This is a genomic window from Microbacterium commune, from assembly GCF_014836945.1.
Classification (GTDB): Bacteria; Actinomycetota; Actinomycetes; order Actinomycetales; family Microbacteriaceae; genus Microbacterium; species Microbacterium commune.
Genome location: NZ_JACSPX010000001.1, coordinates 658,519 through 675,041, shown reverse-complemented (window position 1 = coordinate 675,041; position 16,523 = coordinate 658,519). Strand labels below are relative to the sequence as shown.

Genomic DNA, 16,523 nt, shown 5'->3' with positions numbered 1-16,523 from the left:
TTCGGGTGGGCCCGTATGGTCGCCTCGCGCGGCGGGATGCGGCCCTTTGGGCCCACTCGGGCGGGTGGGAGGTGCGGGAGTGGGACTGGGTTCGGCGGGGGTGGGCCCGTATGGTCGCCTCGCGCGGCGGGATGCGGCCCTTTGGGCCCACTCGGGCGGGGGAGCAGGCGGGGGGAGAAGTGCGGGGGCCGGGAGGCGAGGGCGAGCGCGACTCAGACGCGCGTCGAGACAGCGGGCTGTGCAACGACGCCGACAGCGTCGGGGGCGGATGCCCGTCGCACCAGGGGAAGAGTGAGCAGGCTCACCAGGGCCAGCACCGCGGCGGTCGCGTAGAGCGCCACGTAGTTGTCTGCCGCGCCGGAGATCGGGTCGCCCGCGCCGACGCGCAACAGCGCCGCCGCGGCGAGGGGCACCATCACCTGCGGGATCGTCTCGGCGACGTTGAGCAGCCCGAGATAGGCGCCCGCCCGCCGAGAGGGCACCACACGCATCGCCAGCGCGAGGTTGACGGCGAGAGACGTGCCGACGGCGAGCCCGCCGGCCGCGGCCGCCACCCAGAGCGCGACCGGGGCGCCCGCGAACGCCCGCAGCGTCGCGGCGGCAGCGAGCCCGACGCCCGCGGCGGCGAACAGCGCCACGTGTCCACCTCGGCGCGACACCCAGGTGCCGCCGATGATCGCCCCGGCGACGATGCCGGCGCCGCCGCACAGCGTGGCGACCATTGCGACGGGCGTCGCCGTCACCGCATCGCCGGTCATCCGATCGATCACCAGGTACAGGGTGAACGCCGCAGCCAGCGAGAAGGCGGCCTGCATCGTGAACCGCTGCAGCCACACCGCGGCGAACGCGCGAGAGCCGGCGAGCCGATCGCGCTCTCGTCGCCGTGCCCGGGTCTGGGCCGGTGCCGTCTGCGCGGGCATCCGCTCGGGAATCGTCATCGCCGCGCCCACGACGACGATCGAAAGTACCGGCATGACGAACGAGACCGCGTCCACATCGCGCGGCAGCAGCGCCGAGAGCGCGAGCGGCGGCAGGGTGCCGACGAACGCCGCCGCGGTGAACAGGCCGGATGCCGACCCGCGCTGCCGCTCGGTGACCGAGTCGGCCAGCAGCGCCGTCGACGCCGCCATCGTCGCGTTGAAGGCGAGCTGCGCGCCGACCCAGCTGCCGGTGATCACGGCGACGCTGTCGCTGGTGGACAGCATCGCGAGGAACGCGAACCCGGCGAGCACACCGCCCAGCATCCAGGGGCGCCGTCGTCCCAGCGGGCCGCGCGTGCGATCCGACAGGGCGCCGAAGAGCGGACTGCCCACGAGCGCCGCCGCGCTGCCGAGGGCCAGAGCGGTGGCGAGGGCGCCGGCGCGCTGACCCTCCGGGAGAGCCGCGAACTTCAGCGGCATGACCGCGACGACGGGGGCGGTGAGTGAGCCAAGGGCGACCAGGTTCACGGCCGCAAGCAGCAGAATCACCTGTCGCGGCTGTCGTGTGCTGATCTGCGCAGGCGGCATCCGGGACCCCTCTCGTCCTCGAGCACTCTAGCTACACTGAGGGCATGATGTTCGCGGGCGATCAGAGCCCGCTGCCTCGCAGGCGCCTTCTGGATGCGCTGTCGTCGTCGAGTCCCGTGGTGGTGCTGACCGGTCCGGTCGGCGCGGGGGCTTCCACGGCGCTGCGCGCCTGGGCGGATGCGCGTGAAGACGTGACCTGGGCGGCGGCGGAGGTGCCGGACGTCGCAGACCACGATCTCGCGGCCCCGGGCGCCGCCGTGGTGATCGACGACGCCGACGCCCTGAGCTCCGACGACTGGGAACGGCTCGCACGCCTGCGGGCATCCCGGCTGCACCTGCTCGTGCGGATCGCCGTGCACGGCCGCAGCGCGGTGCCGCCGCAGCAGGGGGTGGAGTTCGCCGAATCGCTGCTGCTCACCGCCGACGAGACGGCCGAGTACCTGATCGAGGTGGGGTCGGCGCTCGACGCGCAGGCCGTGCACCGCCTCACCGGCGGCCTCGCGGCTGCGGTGCGCGCCGTCTCGCGACTGACCGTCCTCGCGCCCGCCGCCGTCGAGGCCGCCCTCGCGGCTGTGCCGCACGGGCAGCTGCCGGCCGAGCACGCGGCGCTCGCCGCCCCCGCCGTGCTCACGAACGAGGTGGCCGAAGCGCTGGGCGCTCCCGCCGGTGTCATCGACGCCCTCGAGCGCGCGGGGCTGGGGCAGTGGGAGCCCGGGTTCGGGCATCCGCTCTTCGTGCTCACCGCACCAGTGCGGGCGGCGGCTCGGCGCGCACGAGACGCCGCACAGGACCCAGACCAGAACCGGGGCGCCGCGGCGTCGGCGCTGCTCGAACAGGGCGCCTGGTACGGCGCGCTGCGCGAGGGCGCGGCCATCTCGTCGTTGCAGACGGTGGACGCCGCCCTCAAGGGCGGGGGACTGCCGCTGATCCGCATGCACGGCGCGGCGATCGCCGAGCAGCTGCGACACGTCCGTCCGCTCGAGCTGCGACGCTGGCCGGTCACCGCCATGGCCCTCGCCCTGATCCTCAACGCGCGTCGCGAGCATCGCGTGCGGGCGGTGGAGATGATGGGCATCGCGCTGATCGGTGCACGCACCGCCGCGGCGGGTTCGGGGGAGCGGGCGCTGCTGAAGGTGATCGAGTCGGTGCTCAAGCGCCTGCTCGGCGTCGCCGACGGCGGGGTGCGTGCGGCGCAGTCCGCGGCGCGGATGCTCGCCGAGCTCTCCGCCGACCAGCGGGCGTCGCTCGACGGCGTGCTCAGCGATCTGCACGCCCACACCGGGGTGAGTCTGATGCACGTCGGGCAGGGTAGCGAGGCCGCGGATCAGTTCGAGAACGCCCTCGCCTCGGCGTCCAGACCCTCCGCCCGGCTCACGGCCTTCGGCGGCCTGGCGCTGGTGCACGCGCAGGCCGGCGACATCGGCACGGCACAGACCTGGATCGACACCGCGCTGCGCCATCCGTGGCACGACAACGTGCTGCGGGAGTATCCGGGCAGTCTGCTGCTCATCGCCCAGGCGTGGACGCACATCCAGCGCGGCGACATCGACGCCGCTGAAGAGGCGATCGACGGGGTCTGGCACATCATCGACACGATCGAGCACTGGCCGCTGCTCGCCCAGGTGCGAGCAGTGGCAGACATCTGCCGGCACGAACCGCAGCGCGGTCTCGAGCGCCTGCGGGCGCTGCGACGGCAGCGAGGGTCGCACATCCCGCGACGACTGGTGCGCCAGCTCGACGTGACGGAGTCGATGCTTCACCTGGCCGTCGGGGACGTCGGCGCTGCCGGTGCGCTCTCCGCGCACTCGCATGATGCGCCCGCTGTGGCCATCGGGGCTGCGCGGGTGCAGCTGTTCGACCGTCGTCCGGAGCACGCGCTGCGCGTGCTCGTCCGCACCGCGGCGGAGACCCCCGTCGACCGCGTCACCGCCGCGGCACTCGAGGCGACCGCGCTGGTGCAGCTCGGACGCGACGCCGCAGGTCCCGCTTCACGCGCTCGATCGGTGTCCGACGCACACGGACTCACGACGCCGTTCCTCCTCCTGCCCCCGGAAGGCCGGGAGATCTTCGGTGAGCGGATGCCGTGGCATCCGAACCACGCGACGACCGAGGTCGTGCCGCGGCCACGGCTGACCCCGCGCGAGCTGATCCTGCTCGGTCAGCTCGCCGAGATGCCCAGCCTGACCGACATCGCCGCCGAGCTGCATGTGTCGGTGAACACCGTCAAATCGCAGCGCAGAACCCTGTACCGCAAGCTCGGGGCGACCTCGCGGGATGAGGCGCTGGCCATCGCCGCCGAGCACGGCCTGCTTGCTGCCGCGCCCACGCCGCCGTCGTATTCCCGGTGAGAGCGGCACGGAACCCTAGGATGGTCGTGGCTGCAGCACGCAGCACGCAGCACGCAGCACGGTGAGGGGAAGTGATGCGCAGACGCATTCTGCGAGGTGAAGGGGCACTGGCCCTGCTCGTCGGGATCGGCGTCCTCACCGGATGCGGCCCGGCCCCGTGGACGATGGGCGACCCGGAGGCGACGCCCACGGCATCCGCCACCGTCGCACCGCCCGTGCCGAACGATCTCTCCAGCGGCAGCACCCAGCGTGAGCTCGTCGCCGGTGCGGTGACCGCGAAGGTCGACTACTGGTCGACGCTGTCGATGGACCGGTGGACGGCGGGCGCGGTGAAACCGCTCAGCGTCTCGCTGGTCACCAACGTCACCCCTGACGACGGCCAGAAGGTGTACCTGCAGAAGGCCACGGTGACGGCGATCGCCGCAGCCGGCGACCACGCCCTCGCGCCGCTCGACCCGCAGACCGACGCGGCGACCGTCGCCCCCGGCTACCTGGTGCTCGCGCCCTACAGCTATTCGCAGACCTTCACCGTCGGCCCGGTCGACGCGAAGGCGACGTCGGTGACGCTGCAGATCACGTTCGACTTCCTCGTGCAGACCACACCCACGTCGGCCGAATACGCCAAGCAGACCGCGACCGACACCCTCACGGTGGCCATCGCTCAGCCCGCCTCCGAAGACTGAGCGGCACGAAGCTCAAGATCGGCGCAAGATCAGCGCAACAGCATCCGAAGCCGCCGGAAAAGCCGATCCGACGCCGATAGCGTACCGACGGGCGTGCACTCCGGCGCTGCCCAGGAGGGTGTTTCATGACCTATCGACGGACTCGCGGCACCGTGCGCGCCGCCGCGGCGATCGCCGCCGTCGCCGCGATCTCGGGCCTCACCGGCTGCAGCCAGCTCATCGACACGCTGAACGGTGCGGAGACGGTTCAGGCCGTGCGCCCCACCCCGCAGGCCTCGGCCGACAACGACCTCGACGACGGCAGCGGCTTCGAATCGCAGTTCACCCGCGACGGGTCGGTCTCGCTGTCCAGCGACGTCGCCGACGGGCTCGAGGTGCGCCTCGACGTGTGGGCGTACGACCCCAAGCGCACCATGCAATGGCATCCCGACGGTGAGAAGAGTCTCGGCTTCGCGGTGAACGTCTACGACCACCGGGTCGACGAGAAGGCCGTGCTCACCCAGAAGCGCCGGGTGTACCTCTCGCAGATCGCCATCACCTCGCAGACCGCGCAGGCGTCGAATCAGATCTCGTCGCCGTTCCAGTTCACCGCCGACCCGCGCACGCTGGTGCCCACCGACACGCTGCGCTCCGAGCGCGGACTGCTGCTGAACAGCTTCCAGGGCGGCCTGCTCGTGCCCCAGACGACGATCAACCAGCTGCCCGCCGACACCCAGGGCATCACGCTGCAGTTCGCGCTGACCATCGCGGTCGAGGGTGCGGCCAACGACGACGCCAGTTTCCAGCAGCAGACGGTGTACCAGGTGCTGCCCATCCGCATCCACCCGATCGAGAACTGAACGTCGCAGATCAGATTCTTGAGCCGATCTTGAGCAGAACCGGTGCCCGCCTGACGGGAATCCCGCGATCGATCGACCAGGATCGTCATATCGGACAGCGCAGCCAGCGCACCGAAGACCGAGGGGGCCGTCGTGACGACCGAGTACGTGCATTCGCCGCAGGAGTTCGACCGCAACGCGGGCGGCCACAGCACGGCGCTCACGCCGGCTGGTGACGCGCCGGGCTTCGCCGACGACTTCTCGGCCGTACTCGAGGGCACGTCCGGGCACCGATCGACCATCGGATGCGTGATCCCGGCGTACAACGAGGAAGAATCGATCGCCGGGGTGCTCACGTCGCTTCTCGCCCAGACCCGGGTGCCCGACGTGATCCACGTCGTGGTGAACAACAGCACCGACAAGACGGTCAAGATCGCCTCGGAGTTCGCCGGCCCGCACGAGATCACCACCGAACTCGGCGAGCAGTTCACCGAGGTGTTCGTGCACGACATCGGCAAGAACCCCGACAAGAAGGTCGGTGCGCTCAACTACGGCTACTCGCTCGTCGAGGGCTACGACTACCTGCTCGGCGTCGACGGCGACACCATCGGCGACCCGCGGGCGGTGGAGTACCTCGAGACCGAGGCCGTCTCAGACTCCCGCATCGGCGGCATCTCGGCGATCTACTCCATCGACACCGCGCCCATCAAGGGCGCCATCGCGAAGTTCCTCATCGCCGGGCAGCGCACCCAGTTCGCCGCGTTCAACCTGCAGAACCTGCTGCGCGGGCGCAACATGGCCGTGCTGGGTGGCCAGTTCTCGATCTTCTCGACCACCGCGCTGCGTGACGTGATGGTCGCTAACCGGCAGCGCACCCCGTGGGTGCGCGACAGCGAGGTGGAGGACTCGCTGCTCTCGCTGCAGATCAAGAGCGCCGGCTACCTCACCAAGATCAGCCCCTACGCGCGCGCCGACGTGGGCGGCATGACCACCATCCGCGCCTACGACGCCCAGCAGGTGAAGTGGACGTTCGGGGCCATCGAGCTGATGTGGCCCGGGCAGCGCGGCGACACGAAGGGCCAGCCGTTCCACCCGAACCTGCGTCTGCGCTGGTTCGAGAACTTCGGCATGCTCACCAACCTGCTCGTGCGCATCGGCTTCGTCACCCTGCTCGCCGGGTCGCTCTCGATCGGCGCGTTCGTGTTCTCGCCTTGGTGGCTGCTGCCGCCGCTCGCCGCCGTGCTGCTGAACGTGCGCATCGCGATGACGATGAAAGACCGCACGACCCGTGACATCCTGTTCGCCGCCCTGGTCGTGCCCGCCGAGATCTTCATGTGGATCAGGCTGAGCCACTTCCTGCGCTCGTGGTTCCGCTTCCTCTCGCGCAAGAAGGTCGACAACTGGGCCATGCAGGCTCAGGCCGAACGCGGCAGCGGCAGCGCGCACTGGATGCCGCTGGTGATGCTCATCGTCGTTCTCGTCGGCCTCGCCGTGGCGTGGAACCTGCTGACCCCGGCGATCCAGTCGGCGATCCTCTGGATCGGCTGGCCGGTGCTCGGCGTCGTCACCGTCACGCAGACCGTGCTGATGGTGTTCAAGCTGCTGCGCCGCTACCAGGGCTTCAAGGTCTGACCCGGCGGTCGGCCGGGCCGGTCAGCTGGTGACTTCGGTGGTGAGCCGGTAGCCGACCCCGCGCACCGTCTCGATGTAGCGAGGCTGCACGGGGTTGTCGCCGAGCTTGCGCCGCAGGTTGGTCATGTGCGCCTCGATCGCGCGCTTGTCGGCGTCGCCCACGAAGTAGCTCGTCACGTACGACTCGCCGCGCAGCACCAGCGTCAGGTCTGCCTTGCTGCGCACCCGACGCTTCGACTCCATCAGCGCGCAGAGCAGGTCGAACTCGGTGCGGGTGAGGTCGACGTTGTTGTCCTGCACGAGTACCGTGCGGGTGTCGGCGTTCAGCCGCAGGTCGCGGTGCGACACCCAGGTGCCCTCTTCGAGCTCGGCGTGCAGCACGTGCGGAACGACCGCGCTGCCCGGCTGCGCGGGCATGACGACCGGGGTCAGCCGGCCGTCTTCCTCGTAGCGCAGCACGAGATCGTCGTGGTCCGCAGACTCGGCGGCGGGTGCCTGCTCCCGCGCCGGCGCGACCGTGCGCGTGGGGGCGGGGGAGGTGAACTGCTCGCCACCGCGCGCGGCGGGGAACGATCGTCCGGACTGCTCCTGCCGCGGAGTCACGGCGGGAGCCCGCCGCGGTCGGCGCAGCATCGCCTCGATGCGCGCCCGCAGCTCGCGCGGGCGGAACGGCTTGTTCAGGTACTCGTCGGCGCCGGCGCCGAGGCCCATGACGACATCGGCCTCCTCACCCAGCGCGGTGAGCATGATGATGTACGTGTCGCTCTGCGCTCGGATGCGGCGCGCGGCTTCGATGCCGTCGATGCCGGGCATGTTGACATCCAGCGTCGTGATCAGCGGCTGGTAGGTGAGCACGGCGCGCACCCCGTCGATGCCGTTGCCTACCGAGACCGTCGAGAATCCGGCCGCTTCGAGCACCTCGGCGAGCAGGTGTCGCACATCCGGGTCGTCTTCGACGATCACCGCTGTCTTCGGGGGAAGGCCGTCATCCAGCATGCAGCACTCTCACATTCGAGGAAGGGGAACCGACGTGGTTCGGTTCATGCTATCGCGCGCCGCTGAACCGGTTACCCGGGTCACTGGGCATCCGATGTCAGCACATCGGCCGTCAGCGTCTGCGCGGCCTGCGGCCACCACACCCCGGCCGCCGGGCCGCCCTGACACGGACCGTCGCTCTCACCGGGCGGTTTGATCCACAGATTCGTGTCGACCACGTCGTCGCCGTAGGTGCCGCCCGGGTCGCCGACGCGCTGCCCGGGCGGGTTGCACCACTCCGATCCGGCGCTCGCGACGCCGTTGCGCGAGGTGTCGACGATCGCGTGCATGCCGTCGAGTTCTGCCGCGACCGCGTGCGCGTAGGCGAACTCGTCGTAGGTCGACTGGTAGTTCGACACGTTCGTCGCGAAACCGCGGACCCGATCGGCGACGTCGACCCGGGTGATGAGGTCGGCCATCTCCGACGGGCTCAGCCACGAGCTGTGGCCGCCGTCGAGGTAGATCCAGGTACGGGCGACCTGCAGGCGGTCGACCGCGTCGCGCAGCTGGGCGGCTCGCTCGGCGACGTTGTCGCACTGCGGGGCGAGCGCCAGGCTGTCGGGTTCGAGCACGACGATCTTCTGCACGTCGGGTGCAGCGCCCAGCGCGGTGGCGATCTCGTCGATCCAGCGGTGGTACTCGCCCTCGCTCAGACCGCCCGCGGAGTGGTTGCCGCAGTCGCGCCCGGGCAGACCGTAGATGACGAGCGCAAGCGACACGTCCTGATCGCGCGCGGCCGAGGTCAGCGCCGACACGGTGCGGCCCGCACGACCGGGCGGGTCCTGCTCGGGAGTGAGCCAGTACGCCGTCGGCTGCTTCGACAGGTATTCCGTGGCGTCGCGCTGCGCGGCACCCATCCCGCTCTCGTCGAGAGCGAGACGCGCCTTCGACAGCGGTGGCGCGAGGATGACCGTGCCCACCGCGGGAGAGGCGGCCGTCGCCGAGAAGACCCACCGCTGCACGGCACTCACCGCCACGACGAGGGCGACGATGAGCGCGATCACCACCGCGATCACCACGATCACCAGCACGCGTCGGCTCCGCTGTCGCGAGGGTCGGATGCCCGGCGCGCCGCGCCCCGTTCCCGCCGGGCCGCGGGTGCGCTCGGAGCGTCTCTTCATGGCTGTCAGCTTATCGACGCGCTCGCGCGCGTCCGCGCGCTTTCGTACGGCGTCCTTTCAAATACCGGGCCGTATTCTTGAGCTCATGTGTGGAATCGTCGGATACGTGGGCCCGCGGCCCAGCCAGGACATCCTTCTCGCGGGCCTCGCCCGCCTCGAGTACCGCGGCTACGACTCCGCCGGCATCGCCGTGATCGATGAGCAGGGCGATCTGGGCATGCGCAAGAAGGCCGGCAAGCTGGCCATGCTGCGCGACTCGCTCGCCGAGCACCCCCTTGCCGCCGGCACGACGGGCATCGGGCACACCCGGTGGGCCACCCACGGCGGCCCGACCGACGTGAACGCGCACCCGCACCTGGCTGACGACGACAAACTCGCCGTCATCCACAACGGCATCATCGAGAACTTCAACGTGCTGCGCGACGAGCTCATCTCCGAGGGCGTCACCTTCCGCAGCGAGACCGACACCGAGGTCGCCGCGGCTCTGCTGGGGCGCGAGTACCGGGCATCCGGCGATCTCGCATCCGCCTTCCGCGCCGTCGTGAACCGCCTCGAGGGCGCCTTCACGCTGCTCGCCATGCATGAAGACCAGCCCGGCGTCGTCGTCGGCGCTCGCCGCAACTCGCCGCTGGTGATCGGACTCGGCGAGGGCGAGAACTTCCTCGGCTCCGACGTCGCCGCCTTCGTCGAGCACACCCGTAAGGCGCTCGCCATCGGGCAGGACCAGATGGTCACGATCACCCCGTCGTCGGTCGAGGTGACCGACTTCGACGGCAACCCCGTCGAGGCGCAGCCGTTCGACGTGTCGTGGGACGCCGCCGCCGCCGAGAAGGGCGGCTGGCCGTCGTTCATGGCCAAGGAGGTCGCCGAGCAGCCCGACGCCGTCGCCAACACCATCCGCGGACGCGTGCAGGGCGACCAGGTCGTCATCCCCGAGCTCGACGGTCTCGACGAGCTGTTCATCGGAATCGACCGGGTCATCATCACCGCCTGCGGCACCGCCTCGTACGCGGCGCTGGTCGGCAAGTACGCGATCGAGCAGTGGGCGCGCGTGCCCGTCGACGTCGAGCTCGCGCACGAGTTCCGTTACCGCGACCCGGTGATCGGCGACAAGACGCTGGTCATCTCGATCAGCCAGTCGGGCGAGACGATGGACACCCTGATGGCCGTCAAGTACGCCCGCGAGCGCGGCGCGCGCACGCTGTCGGTGTGCAACACGCAGGGCGCGACCATCCCGCGCGAGTCGGATGCCGTCGTCTACACCCACGCCGGACCCGAGGTCGCCGTCGCGTCGACCAAGGCGTTCTCGGCGCAGATCACCGCGCTGCTGCTGCTCGGCTTGCACATGGGTCGGGTGCGCGGCTCGCTGTCTGACTCTGCTGCTTCGGACGTGGCCGAGCTGCAGGCGCTGCCCGAGAAGATCGCCCAGGTGCTCGCCGAAGAGCAGGAGCACGTCGCGCAGCTGGCCGGCTGGATGGCCGACACCCGCTCGGTGCTGTTCCTCGGCCGCCACGTCGGCTACCCGATCGCGCTCGAGGGCGCGCTCAAGCTCAAGGAGATCTCGTACATCCACGCCGAGGGTTTCGCCGCCGGCGAGCTGAAGCACGGCCCGATCGCGCTGATCGAGCCCGGTCAGCCGGTGTTCGTGATCGTGCCGTCACCGCGGCACTCGGCCCTCGTGCACTCGAAGGTCGTCTCGAACATCCAGGAGATCCGCGCCCGCGGCGCTCGCGTGATCGTCATCGCCGAGGAGGGGGATGCCGCCGTGCTTCCCTTCGCCGACGAGGTCATCCGCATCCCGCTCACCGGTGCCATGTTCGAGCCCGTGCTCGCCGTCGTGCCGCTGCAGATCTTCGCGATGGCGCTCGCCACGGCGAAGGGCCTCGACGTCGACCAGCCGCGCAACCTGGCGAAGTCCGTCACAGTGGAGTGAGGCGGGGCCTGCCGCCCCGGGCGCCCCACCGCCCCCGGCACGGATGTCGGCGGAGTTCACGGATGTCGGCGGAGACGGGCGGGTGCTGCTGGCATCCGTCTTTTCTGCCGACATCTGTGTGGCGGGGAGTGGATGCGCGGCCGACATCTGCGCGTCAGGAGGATCAGTCGCCGATCCGGCCGATCGCCGCGGTGATCGCCGGAACGACCTGGTCCCAGTTGTGCACGACGAGCGCGTAGTCGAATCGCAGCGTCTCGTACCCGAGGGCGGATGAGGCCGCGTCGCGCACGAGGTCGGTGTGCCGTCGCTCGGCGTTCTGATGGTTCTCGCGGCCGTCCACCTCGAGAATGAGCCGGCCGCCCACGACGAAGTCCACCCGACCCACGCCCGGAATCTCCACTTGGCAGTCGAGCCGGATGCCGAGCAGGTGCAGCCGGAATCGAAGCAGCGACTCCAGCCCGCTCTGCGCATCGGACCGGGCGAAGCGCAACATCCACTGGGCAGCCTGCGGCAGCTCGGCGGCGATTCGACGCCGATCGGATGCCGTGATCAGCCGGCTGTTCCAGGCCGACTCGTAGGCGGCGAAGAACTCCTCGGCCGGAACGCAGCGATAAGCGTGGATCAGGGCCGTCGCGACCGAGGCGTATCCGACGCCGGAGGTGCCGGGGGAGTAGTGCGTGACGCACGTGCACTTCGGATGACGATGCCGTCGGCCGGCGCGCCCGACCCAGACGTGGACCTCCTCGACGGCGCTGGACAGTACCCACACCTTGCGGGACCGAAGGGCATCCCTGCAGGTCAGTTCGCCGCCGTGCACCGCTGCCGTCACGACCCTCGGATCGGTTGTGGGCAGCGCGAAGACACCGGGACGGACTCGGCGGATGCTGCCGTTGGTCACGGCATCGGCGAGGATGCGCCGGCTGCATCCGTACTGCTGGAGCTGCACGCCACGAGCGATCCCGTCGAAGCGGGAGAGGAGGTCTTTGGGCGCCAGCATCACTCGAGCATTGTCGGATGTCGGCAGGCGTGTGGCGGACTCGAGCCTGATTGTGGACGGCCTGACCGAATCGGGCAGGTGTGCAGGAGGATTCGCGACGTGAGGTGGGCCGAGCGGATGCACGCGCGATGAACGGATGTCGGCGCATACGGCACCTTCTTGCCGACATCTGTCCTCTGCACCGCCATCTGTGTGGGCGGCGGGGCCGGGGAGGCGGCGGAGCCGGCGGGGCCGGGGAGGCGGCGGAGCCGGCGGGGCCGGGGAGCCGGCGGGGCCGGGGGCCCCACGGGGCGCGGAGCCGGCGGGGAGCCGGCGGGGCCGGGGGCCCCACGGGGCGCCGAGTAGGCTGAGAGGGTGATTCACGGAACCGGCATCGACCTCGTCGACATCGCACGGTTCGAGCGCTCGGTCACCCGCACACCGAAGCTGTTGCCGCGCCTGTTCACCGAATCCGAGCAGCGGCTCCGGCTGCCCTCACTCGCCGCGCGATTCGCTGCGAAGGAGGCGCTGATCAAGGCGCTCGGTGGCAGCGACGGGGTGCACTGGACCGAGATCGAGATCGGCGCCGAGCCGTCGGGCAAACCGCTCTTCCTGCTCAGCGGCTCGACCGCGGCGGTGGTCGCCGAGCGCGGCATCACGACGCTGCACCTGAGCATGACGCACGACGCGGGCCTCGCCATGGCCTACGTGATCGCCGAAGGGAGCGACACATGACCTCCTCTTCCTTCTCCTCCGCCGACACCCCCATTTCCTCACGACACCCCCGCGTACGAACGTCTGCAGGCAGGGGTGTCGGCGCGAAGTGGGGGTCTCGGCGAGAGAGGGTAGGCGCGAACAGCAGAGGAGTGCGCGGATGAGCGTTCCGTTCCGTGAGGCATCCATCGACCTCGGTGCGATCGCCCACAACGTCTCGCGGCTGCGCTCGATCACCGGCGTGCCGGTCATCGGCGTGGTCAAGGCGAACGGGTACGGCCACGGCGCCGCCGAGGTCGCGACCGCGGCTCTCGCCGGTGGTGCCACCCGACTCGGCACGGCCACCATCGAGGAGTCGCTCGCCCTGCGCAGAGCGGGCATCACCGCCCCGCTGATGGCGTGGCTGCACGCCCCCGACCGCCGGTTCGACGACGCGGTCGAGGCTCGCATCGAGATCGGCATCTCGTCGTATCAGCAGCTGCTCGCGGCCTCCGAGGCGGCGCGGCCACCGGCATCCATCCATCTCAAAGTCGACACCGGACTGTCGCGCAACGGCCTCGCACCCGCCGAGCTCGACCGCGTCTTCGCCGAAGCCGCGCGCCTCGAGCGTCTCGGACGCGTGCGGGTCGTCAGCATCTTCAGTCACCTCTCCGGCGCGAGCGGCGAAGACGACCGCGCGCAGCTGGCCCGGTACGAGCAGATCATCGCGCAGGCGAAGGCACACGGTGTCCGCCCCGAGTTCCGCCACCTCGCGGCGACCGCCGGCGCGATCGGCATCCCCGAGGCGCGGCTCGACGCGGTGCGCATCGGGATCGGGATGTACGGGCTCTCGCCCTTCGGCGACCGCACCTCCGCAGACCTCGGCCTTCGCCCGGCGATGACTCTGCGCGGTGCCGTCGCGGCCGTGCGCCGCGTCTCCGCCGGCACGGGAGTGTCGTACGACTACGCGTACCGGTGCGAGCGCGAGACGACCCTCGCCCTCGTGCCGCTCGGGTATGCCGACGGGGTTCCGCGCCAGGCATCCGGCGCCGGCCCGGTCGTGATCAACGACCGCCGCTACACGGTCTCGGGACGCATCGCGATGGACCAGTTCGTCGTCGACGTCGGCGACGACCACGTGCGCCCCGGTGACGAGGTGGTGCTGTTCGGCGACCCGGCGCTGGGTCAGCCCAGCGCGACGGAATGGGCGGATGCCGCGGGCACGATCAACTACGAGATCGTCACGCGCATCGGCGACCGGGTGCCGCGGAGGTCGCACTCATGACGGTGGATCCTGCCTTCCTCGGGCGTCACGAGATCCGCACATCGGATGCGATGGAGGCCCTCGGCCTGCGCATCGGCGAGCAGCTGCGGCCGGGCGACCTGCTGATCCTCACCGGTCCGCTCGGCGCCGGTAAGACGACATTCACGCGCGGCCTCGCCGAGGGCCTCGGCGTGCGCGGGCCGGTGCAGAGCCCCACATTCGTGATCGCGCGCACCCACCCGTCACTGATCGGGGGAGCGCCGCTCGTGCACGTCGACGCCTATCGGCTCGGCTCGGCGGCCGAGCTCGACGACCTCGACATCGACTTCGTGCGCTCGGTCGTGGTGATCGAGTGGGGCCGGCCGATGGCATCCGCCGTGGCCGATGCGTGGTGGGACATCGAGATCGAGCGACCCGTCGGGGGAGCCGAGTCGCTCGACGACGAGGACCTCGACGCCGACGCCCCGCGATTCGTGACGGTCACCCGCGTCGAGGGCTGACGCGGGTTTCTCTCGCTCTCGGGCCTCTTTCTCTCGAGGGTGGGCCCGTATGGCCGCCTCGTGCGCGGGGATGCGGCCATATGGGACCAGCGGGCGTCAGTGCAGGGTCGGCCATCGGGGAGGCATGCTGGTCTCCTGATCTGGGTGGGCCCATATGGCAGCCTCGCGCGCGGGGAGGTGGCCATTCGGGACCAGCGGGCGTCGCGTTCAGGTGGGTTCGGCGGAGCGGCGTGCTGCCTGCGCCGCCGGGTGGGCCCATATGGCCGCCTCGGATGCGGGGATGCGGCCATATGGGACCATCGAGCATGCGTGGGCGAGCGCCCGCAGGGGACCAGCGGGCATGCCCGCGCGCGACCCCCGCGCCTACGAGAGCTCCGCCGCCCGCTTCAGGCGCAGCGCGCCGATGAAGCCCAGCACGAGGAACACCGTGGCCACGAGCAGAGCACCGCGGGTGGCGTCGGCGAAACCGCCGGTCAGTGCGTCGATCACCGTCGGGGTCCGCTCGCCGTACGCTGAGCCCGCGCCCTGCGCGCGCAGCTGCGCGATCGTCGTCCCCGCCGAGAGCCGCGTGGATTCCGCGAGTCGATCGGCGGCGGCACCGGTGACCCCTGCGCCGTCGAGCGCGGCGGGCAGCGAGACGGCGAGCCACACCGACAGCGCGGTGCCGGCCATGGCGGTCCCCAGCGCGGATCCCACCTGCCGCACCGTGCTCTGGGTCGCCGAGGCCTGCCCCGACACGGCCACCGGGATGTCCTGCAGCACCGTGCCGGTGAGCTGTGCCGAGGCGAGCCCCAAGCCGAGCCCGTAGACGATCAGGGGCAGAGCGACCACCCAGCCGGTGCTGTCGGCGCGCAGCAGCAGCGCGAGAGCCAGCGTGCCGGCGATCTCGAGCCCGAGGCCCAGCAGCACCGTGCCCGGAGCGCCGAAGCGCGCGGCGAGGTGCCGGGCCGCGGCGCCCGAGAAGAACGCGCCCACCGCCATGGCGGCCAGCACGAGGCCGGCTCCCATCACGTCGAGTCCGAGCGCGTTGATGAGGAACAGGGGCAGGACGAAGATGATCGCGAACTCGCCGATGGCGACCATGGCGGCGGTGAGGTTGCCCCACGAGAACGTCGAGAACGCGAACAGTCCGAGATCCAGCAGCGCCTCACGCTGCACCTTCTCACGATGCCGCTCCCACACGACGAACAGCACGAGCGCGACGATCGCGAGGGCCAGCGCCACCGGGACGGCCGAGATCGGGGCATCCTCCGACCAGGTCCAGCCGAACACCGTCAGCGCGCTCTTCGGCATCCACCATCCGAGATCGGGACCCTCGACGACCGCGAAGACCAGCGCGCCGAAGCCGATCGCGCTGAGCAGCGCGCCGTCGACGTCGACGCCGGGCCGGGTCTTGCGACCGCGCGTCTCGGGCACGACGATCGCCGCGGCGACGAGCAGCAGCACCCCGATGGGCAGATTGACGAGGAAGATCCAGTGCCACGACGCCCACTGCGTCAGGGCCCCGCCGGCGAGAGGTCCGACGGCGGCCGCACCCGAGATGACCGCACCCCACACGCCGAAGGCCGCCGCCCGGTAGCGGCCGCGGAACACGGCGTTCACCGTCGACAGCGTCGAGGGCATGATCAGCGCCGCGCCGACCGCCTGCACGGCGCGGGCTCCGATGAGGGCGCCCGCATCGACCGAGACGGCGGCGAGCAGACTGCCGCCCATGAAGACCACGAGACCGGCCAGGAAGAGGCGCTTGCGGCCCCAGCGGTCAGCCAGGCTGCCCGTCGAGAGCAGCAGCGCCGCGAGCACCACCGCGTACAGGCTGTTGACCCACTGGGCGTCGGTGAGGTCGAGGCCGAGGTCGCTGATGATGGCGGGCAGTGCGACGCCGACGATCGTGCCGTCGAGCACGATGAGACCGAGCCCGACCGAGAGCACCGCCAGGGCGATCCACTCCCGCCGGGTGGGTGCTGCGTCGGGGGTCTCCGCGGTGCGCGGCGTGCGGGGCTCGTCGGCCATGC

At 71.0% G+C, this 16,523-nt stretch carries 13 protein-coding genes; 8 read left to right on the top strand and 5 right to left on the bottom strand.

Annotated features, from left to right (window positions below):
- Positions 1-212: 212 nt before the first annotated feature.
- Positions 213-1,469, bottom strand: a complete 1,257-nt coding sequence (locus H9633_RS03145; protein ID WP_191712057.1) for an MFS transporter — start codon at positions 1,467-1,469, stop codon at positions 213-215.
- 83 nt (positions 1,470-1,552) lie between these two features.
- Here H9633_RS03145 and H9633_RS03140 point away from each other — a divergent pair, with 83 nt between their 5' ends.
- The 4 genes from H9633_RS03140 (at position 1,553) to H9633_RS03125 (ending at position 6,989) form a co-directional block, all read left to right on the top strand.
- A complete protein-coding gene (locus tag H9633_RS03140) occupies positions 1,553-3,856 on the top strand; it encodes a helix-turn-helix transcriptional regulator (protein WP_191712056.1) in 2,304 nt (767 codons plus the stop codon).
- A gap of 74 nt (positions 3,857-3,930) precedes the next feature.
- Complete coding sequence (locus H9633_RS03135) at positions 3,931-4,539, top strand: hypothetical protein (protein WP_191712055.1); 609 nt, start codon at positions 3,931-3,933, stop codon at positions 4,537-4,539.
- 125 nt (positions 4,540-4,664) lie between these two features.
- Positions 4,665-5,378, top strand: coding sequence for a fructose 1,6-bisphosphatase (locus H9633_RS03130; protein ID WP_191712054.1), 714 nt, complete (start codon positions 4,665-4,667; stop codon positions 5,376-5,378).
- A 132-nt stretch (positions 5,379-5,510) separates the two neighbouring features.
- Positions 5,511-6,989 (top strand): glycosyltransferase family 2 protein, encoded by a 1,479-nt coding sequence (locus H9633_RS03125; RefSeq protein ID WP_318247178.1) that lies wholly within the window; start codon positions 5,511-5,513, stop codon positions 6,987-6,989.
- A 21-nt stretch (positions 6,990-7,010) separates the two neighbouring features.
- Here the strand turns inward: H9633_RS03125 and H9633_RS03120 are convergent, their stop codons facing one another.
- Together H9633_RS03120 and H9633_RS03115 are read right to left on the bottom strand one after the other, a co-directional pair.
- The gene (locus H9633_RS03120) at positions 7,011-7,985 is read right to left on the bottom strand and encodes a response regulator transcription factor (protein ID WP_191712053.1); all 975 of its coding nucleotides are present in this window, start codon (positions 7,983-7,985) and stop codon (positions 7,011-7,013) included.
- Positions 7,986-8,065: 80 nt separating this feature from the next.
- Positions 8,066-9,145, bottom strand: a complete 1,080-nt coding sequence (locus H9633_RS03115) for a glycoside hydrolase family 6 protein (protein ID WP_191712052.1) — start codon at positions 9,143-9,145, stop codon at positions 8,066-8,068.
- Between the two features lie 85 nt (positions 9,146-9,230).
- Between H9633_RS03115 and glmS the strand changes: the two genes are divergently transcribed.
- Positions 9,231-11,078, top strand: a complete 1,848-nt coding sequence (gene glmS / locus H9633_RS03110; protein ID WP_191712051.1) for a glutamine--fructose-6-phosphate transaminase (isomerizing) — start codon at positions 9,231-9,233, stop codon at positions 11,076-11,078.
- Between the two features lie 163 nt (positions 11,079-11,241).
- Here the strand turns inward: glmS and H9633_RS03105 are convergent, their stop codons facing one another.
- On the bottom strand, positions 11,242-12,075 hold the full coding sequence (locus H9633_RS03105) for a DUF559 domain-containing protein (protein WP_191712917.1): 834 nt from the start codon (positions 12,073-12,075) through the stop codon (positions 11,242-11,244).
- Between the two features lie 354 nt (positions 12,076-12,429).
- Here H9633_RS03105 and H9633_RS03100 point away from each other — a divergent pair, with 354 nt between their 5' ends.
- The 3 genes from H9633_RS03100 to tsaE all read left to right on the top strand — a co-directional run bounded on the left by H9633_RS03100 (position 12,430) and on the right by tsaE (position 14,511).
- Positions 12,430-12,789, top strand: coding sequence for a holo-ACP synthase (locus tag H9633_RS03100; protein WP_191712050.1), 360 nt, complete (start codon positions 12,430-12,432; stop codon positions 12,787-12,789).
- A gap of 139 nt (positions 12,790-12,928) precedes the next feature.
- Entirely contained in the window at positions 12,929-14,032 is a 1,104-nt protein-coding gene (alr, locus tag H9633_RS03095; protein WP_191712049.1) for an alanine racemase, read from the top strand.
- The gene (gene tsaE, locus H9633_RS03090; protein ID WP_191712048.1) at positions 14,029-14,511 is read left to right on the top strand and encodes a tRNA (adenosine(37)-N6)-threonylcarbamoyltransferase complex ATPase subunit type 1 TsaE; all 483 of its coding nucleotides are present in this window, start codon (positions 14,029-14,031) and stop codon (positions 14,509-14,511) included. Before alr ends, tsaE begins: the two co-directional genes overlap by 4 nt.
- Positions 14,512-14,874: 363 nt before the next feature.
- Here the strand turns inward: tsaE and H9633_RS03085 are convergent, their stop codons facing one another.
- Entirely contained in the window at positions 14,875-16,521 is a 1,647-nt protein-coding gene (locus tag H9633_RS03085; RefSeq protein ID WP_191712047.1) for an MFS transporter, read from the bottom strand.
- Positions 16,522-16,523 lie beyond the last annotated feature (2 nt).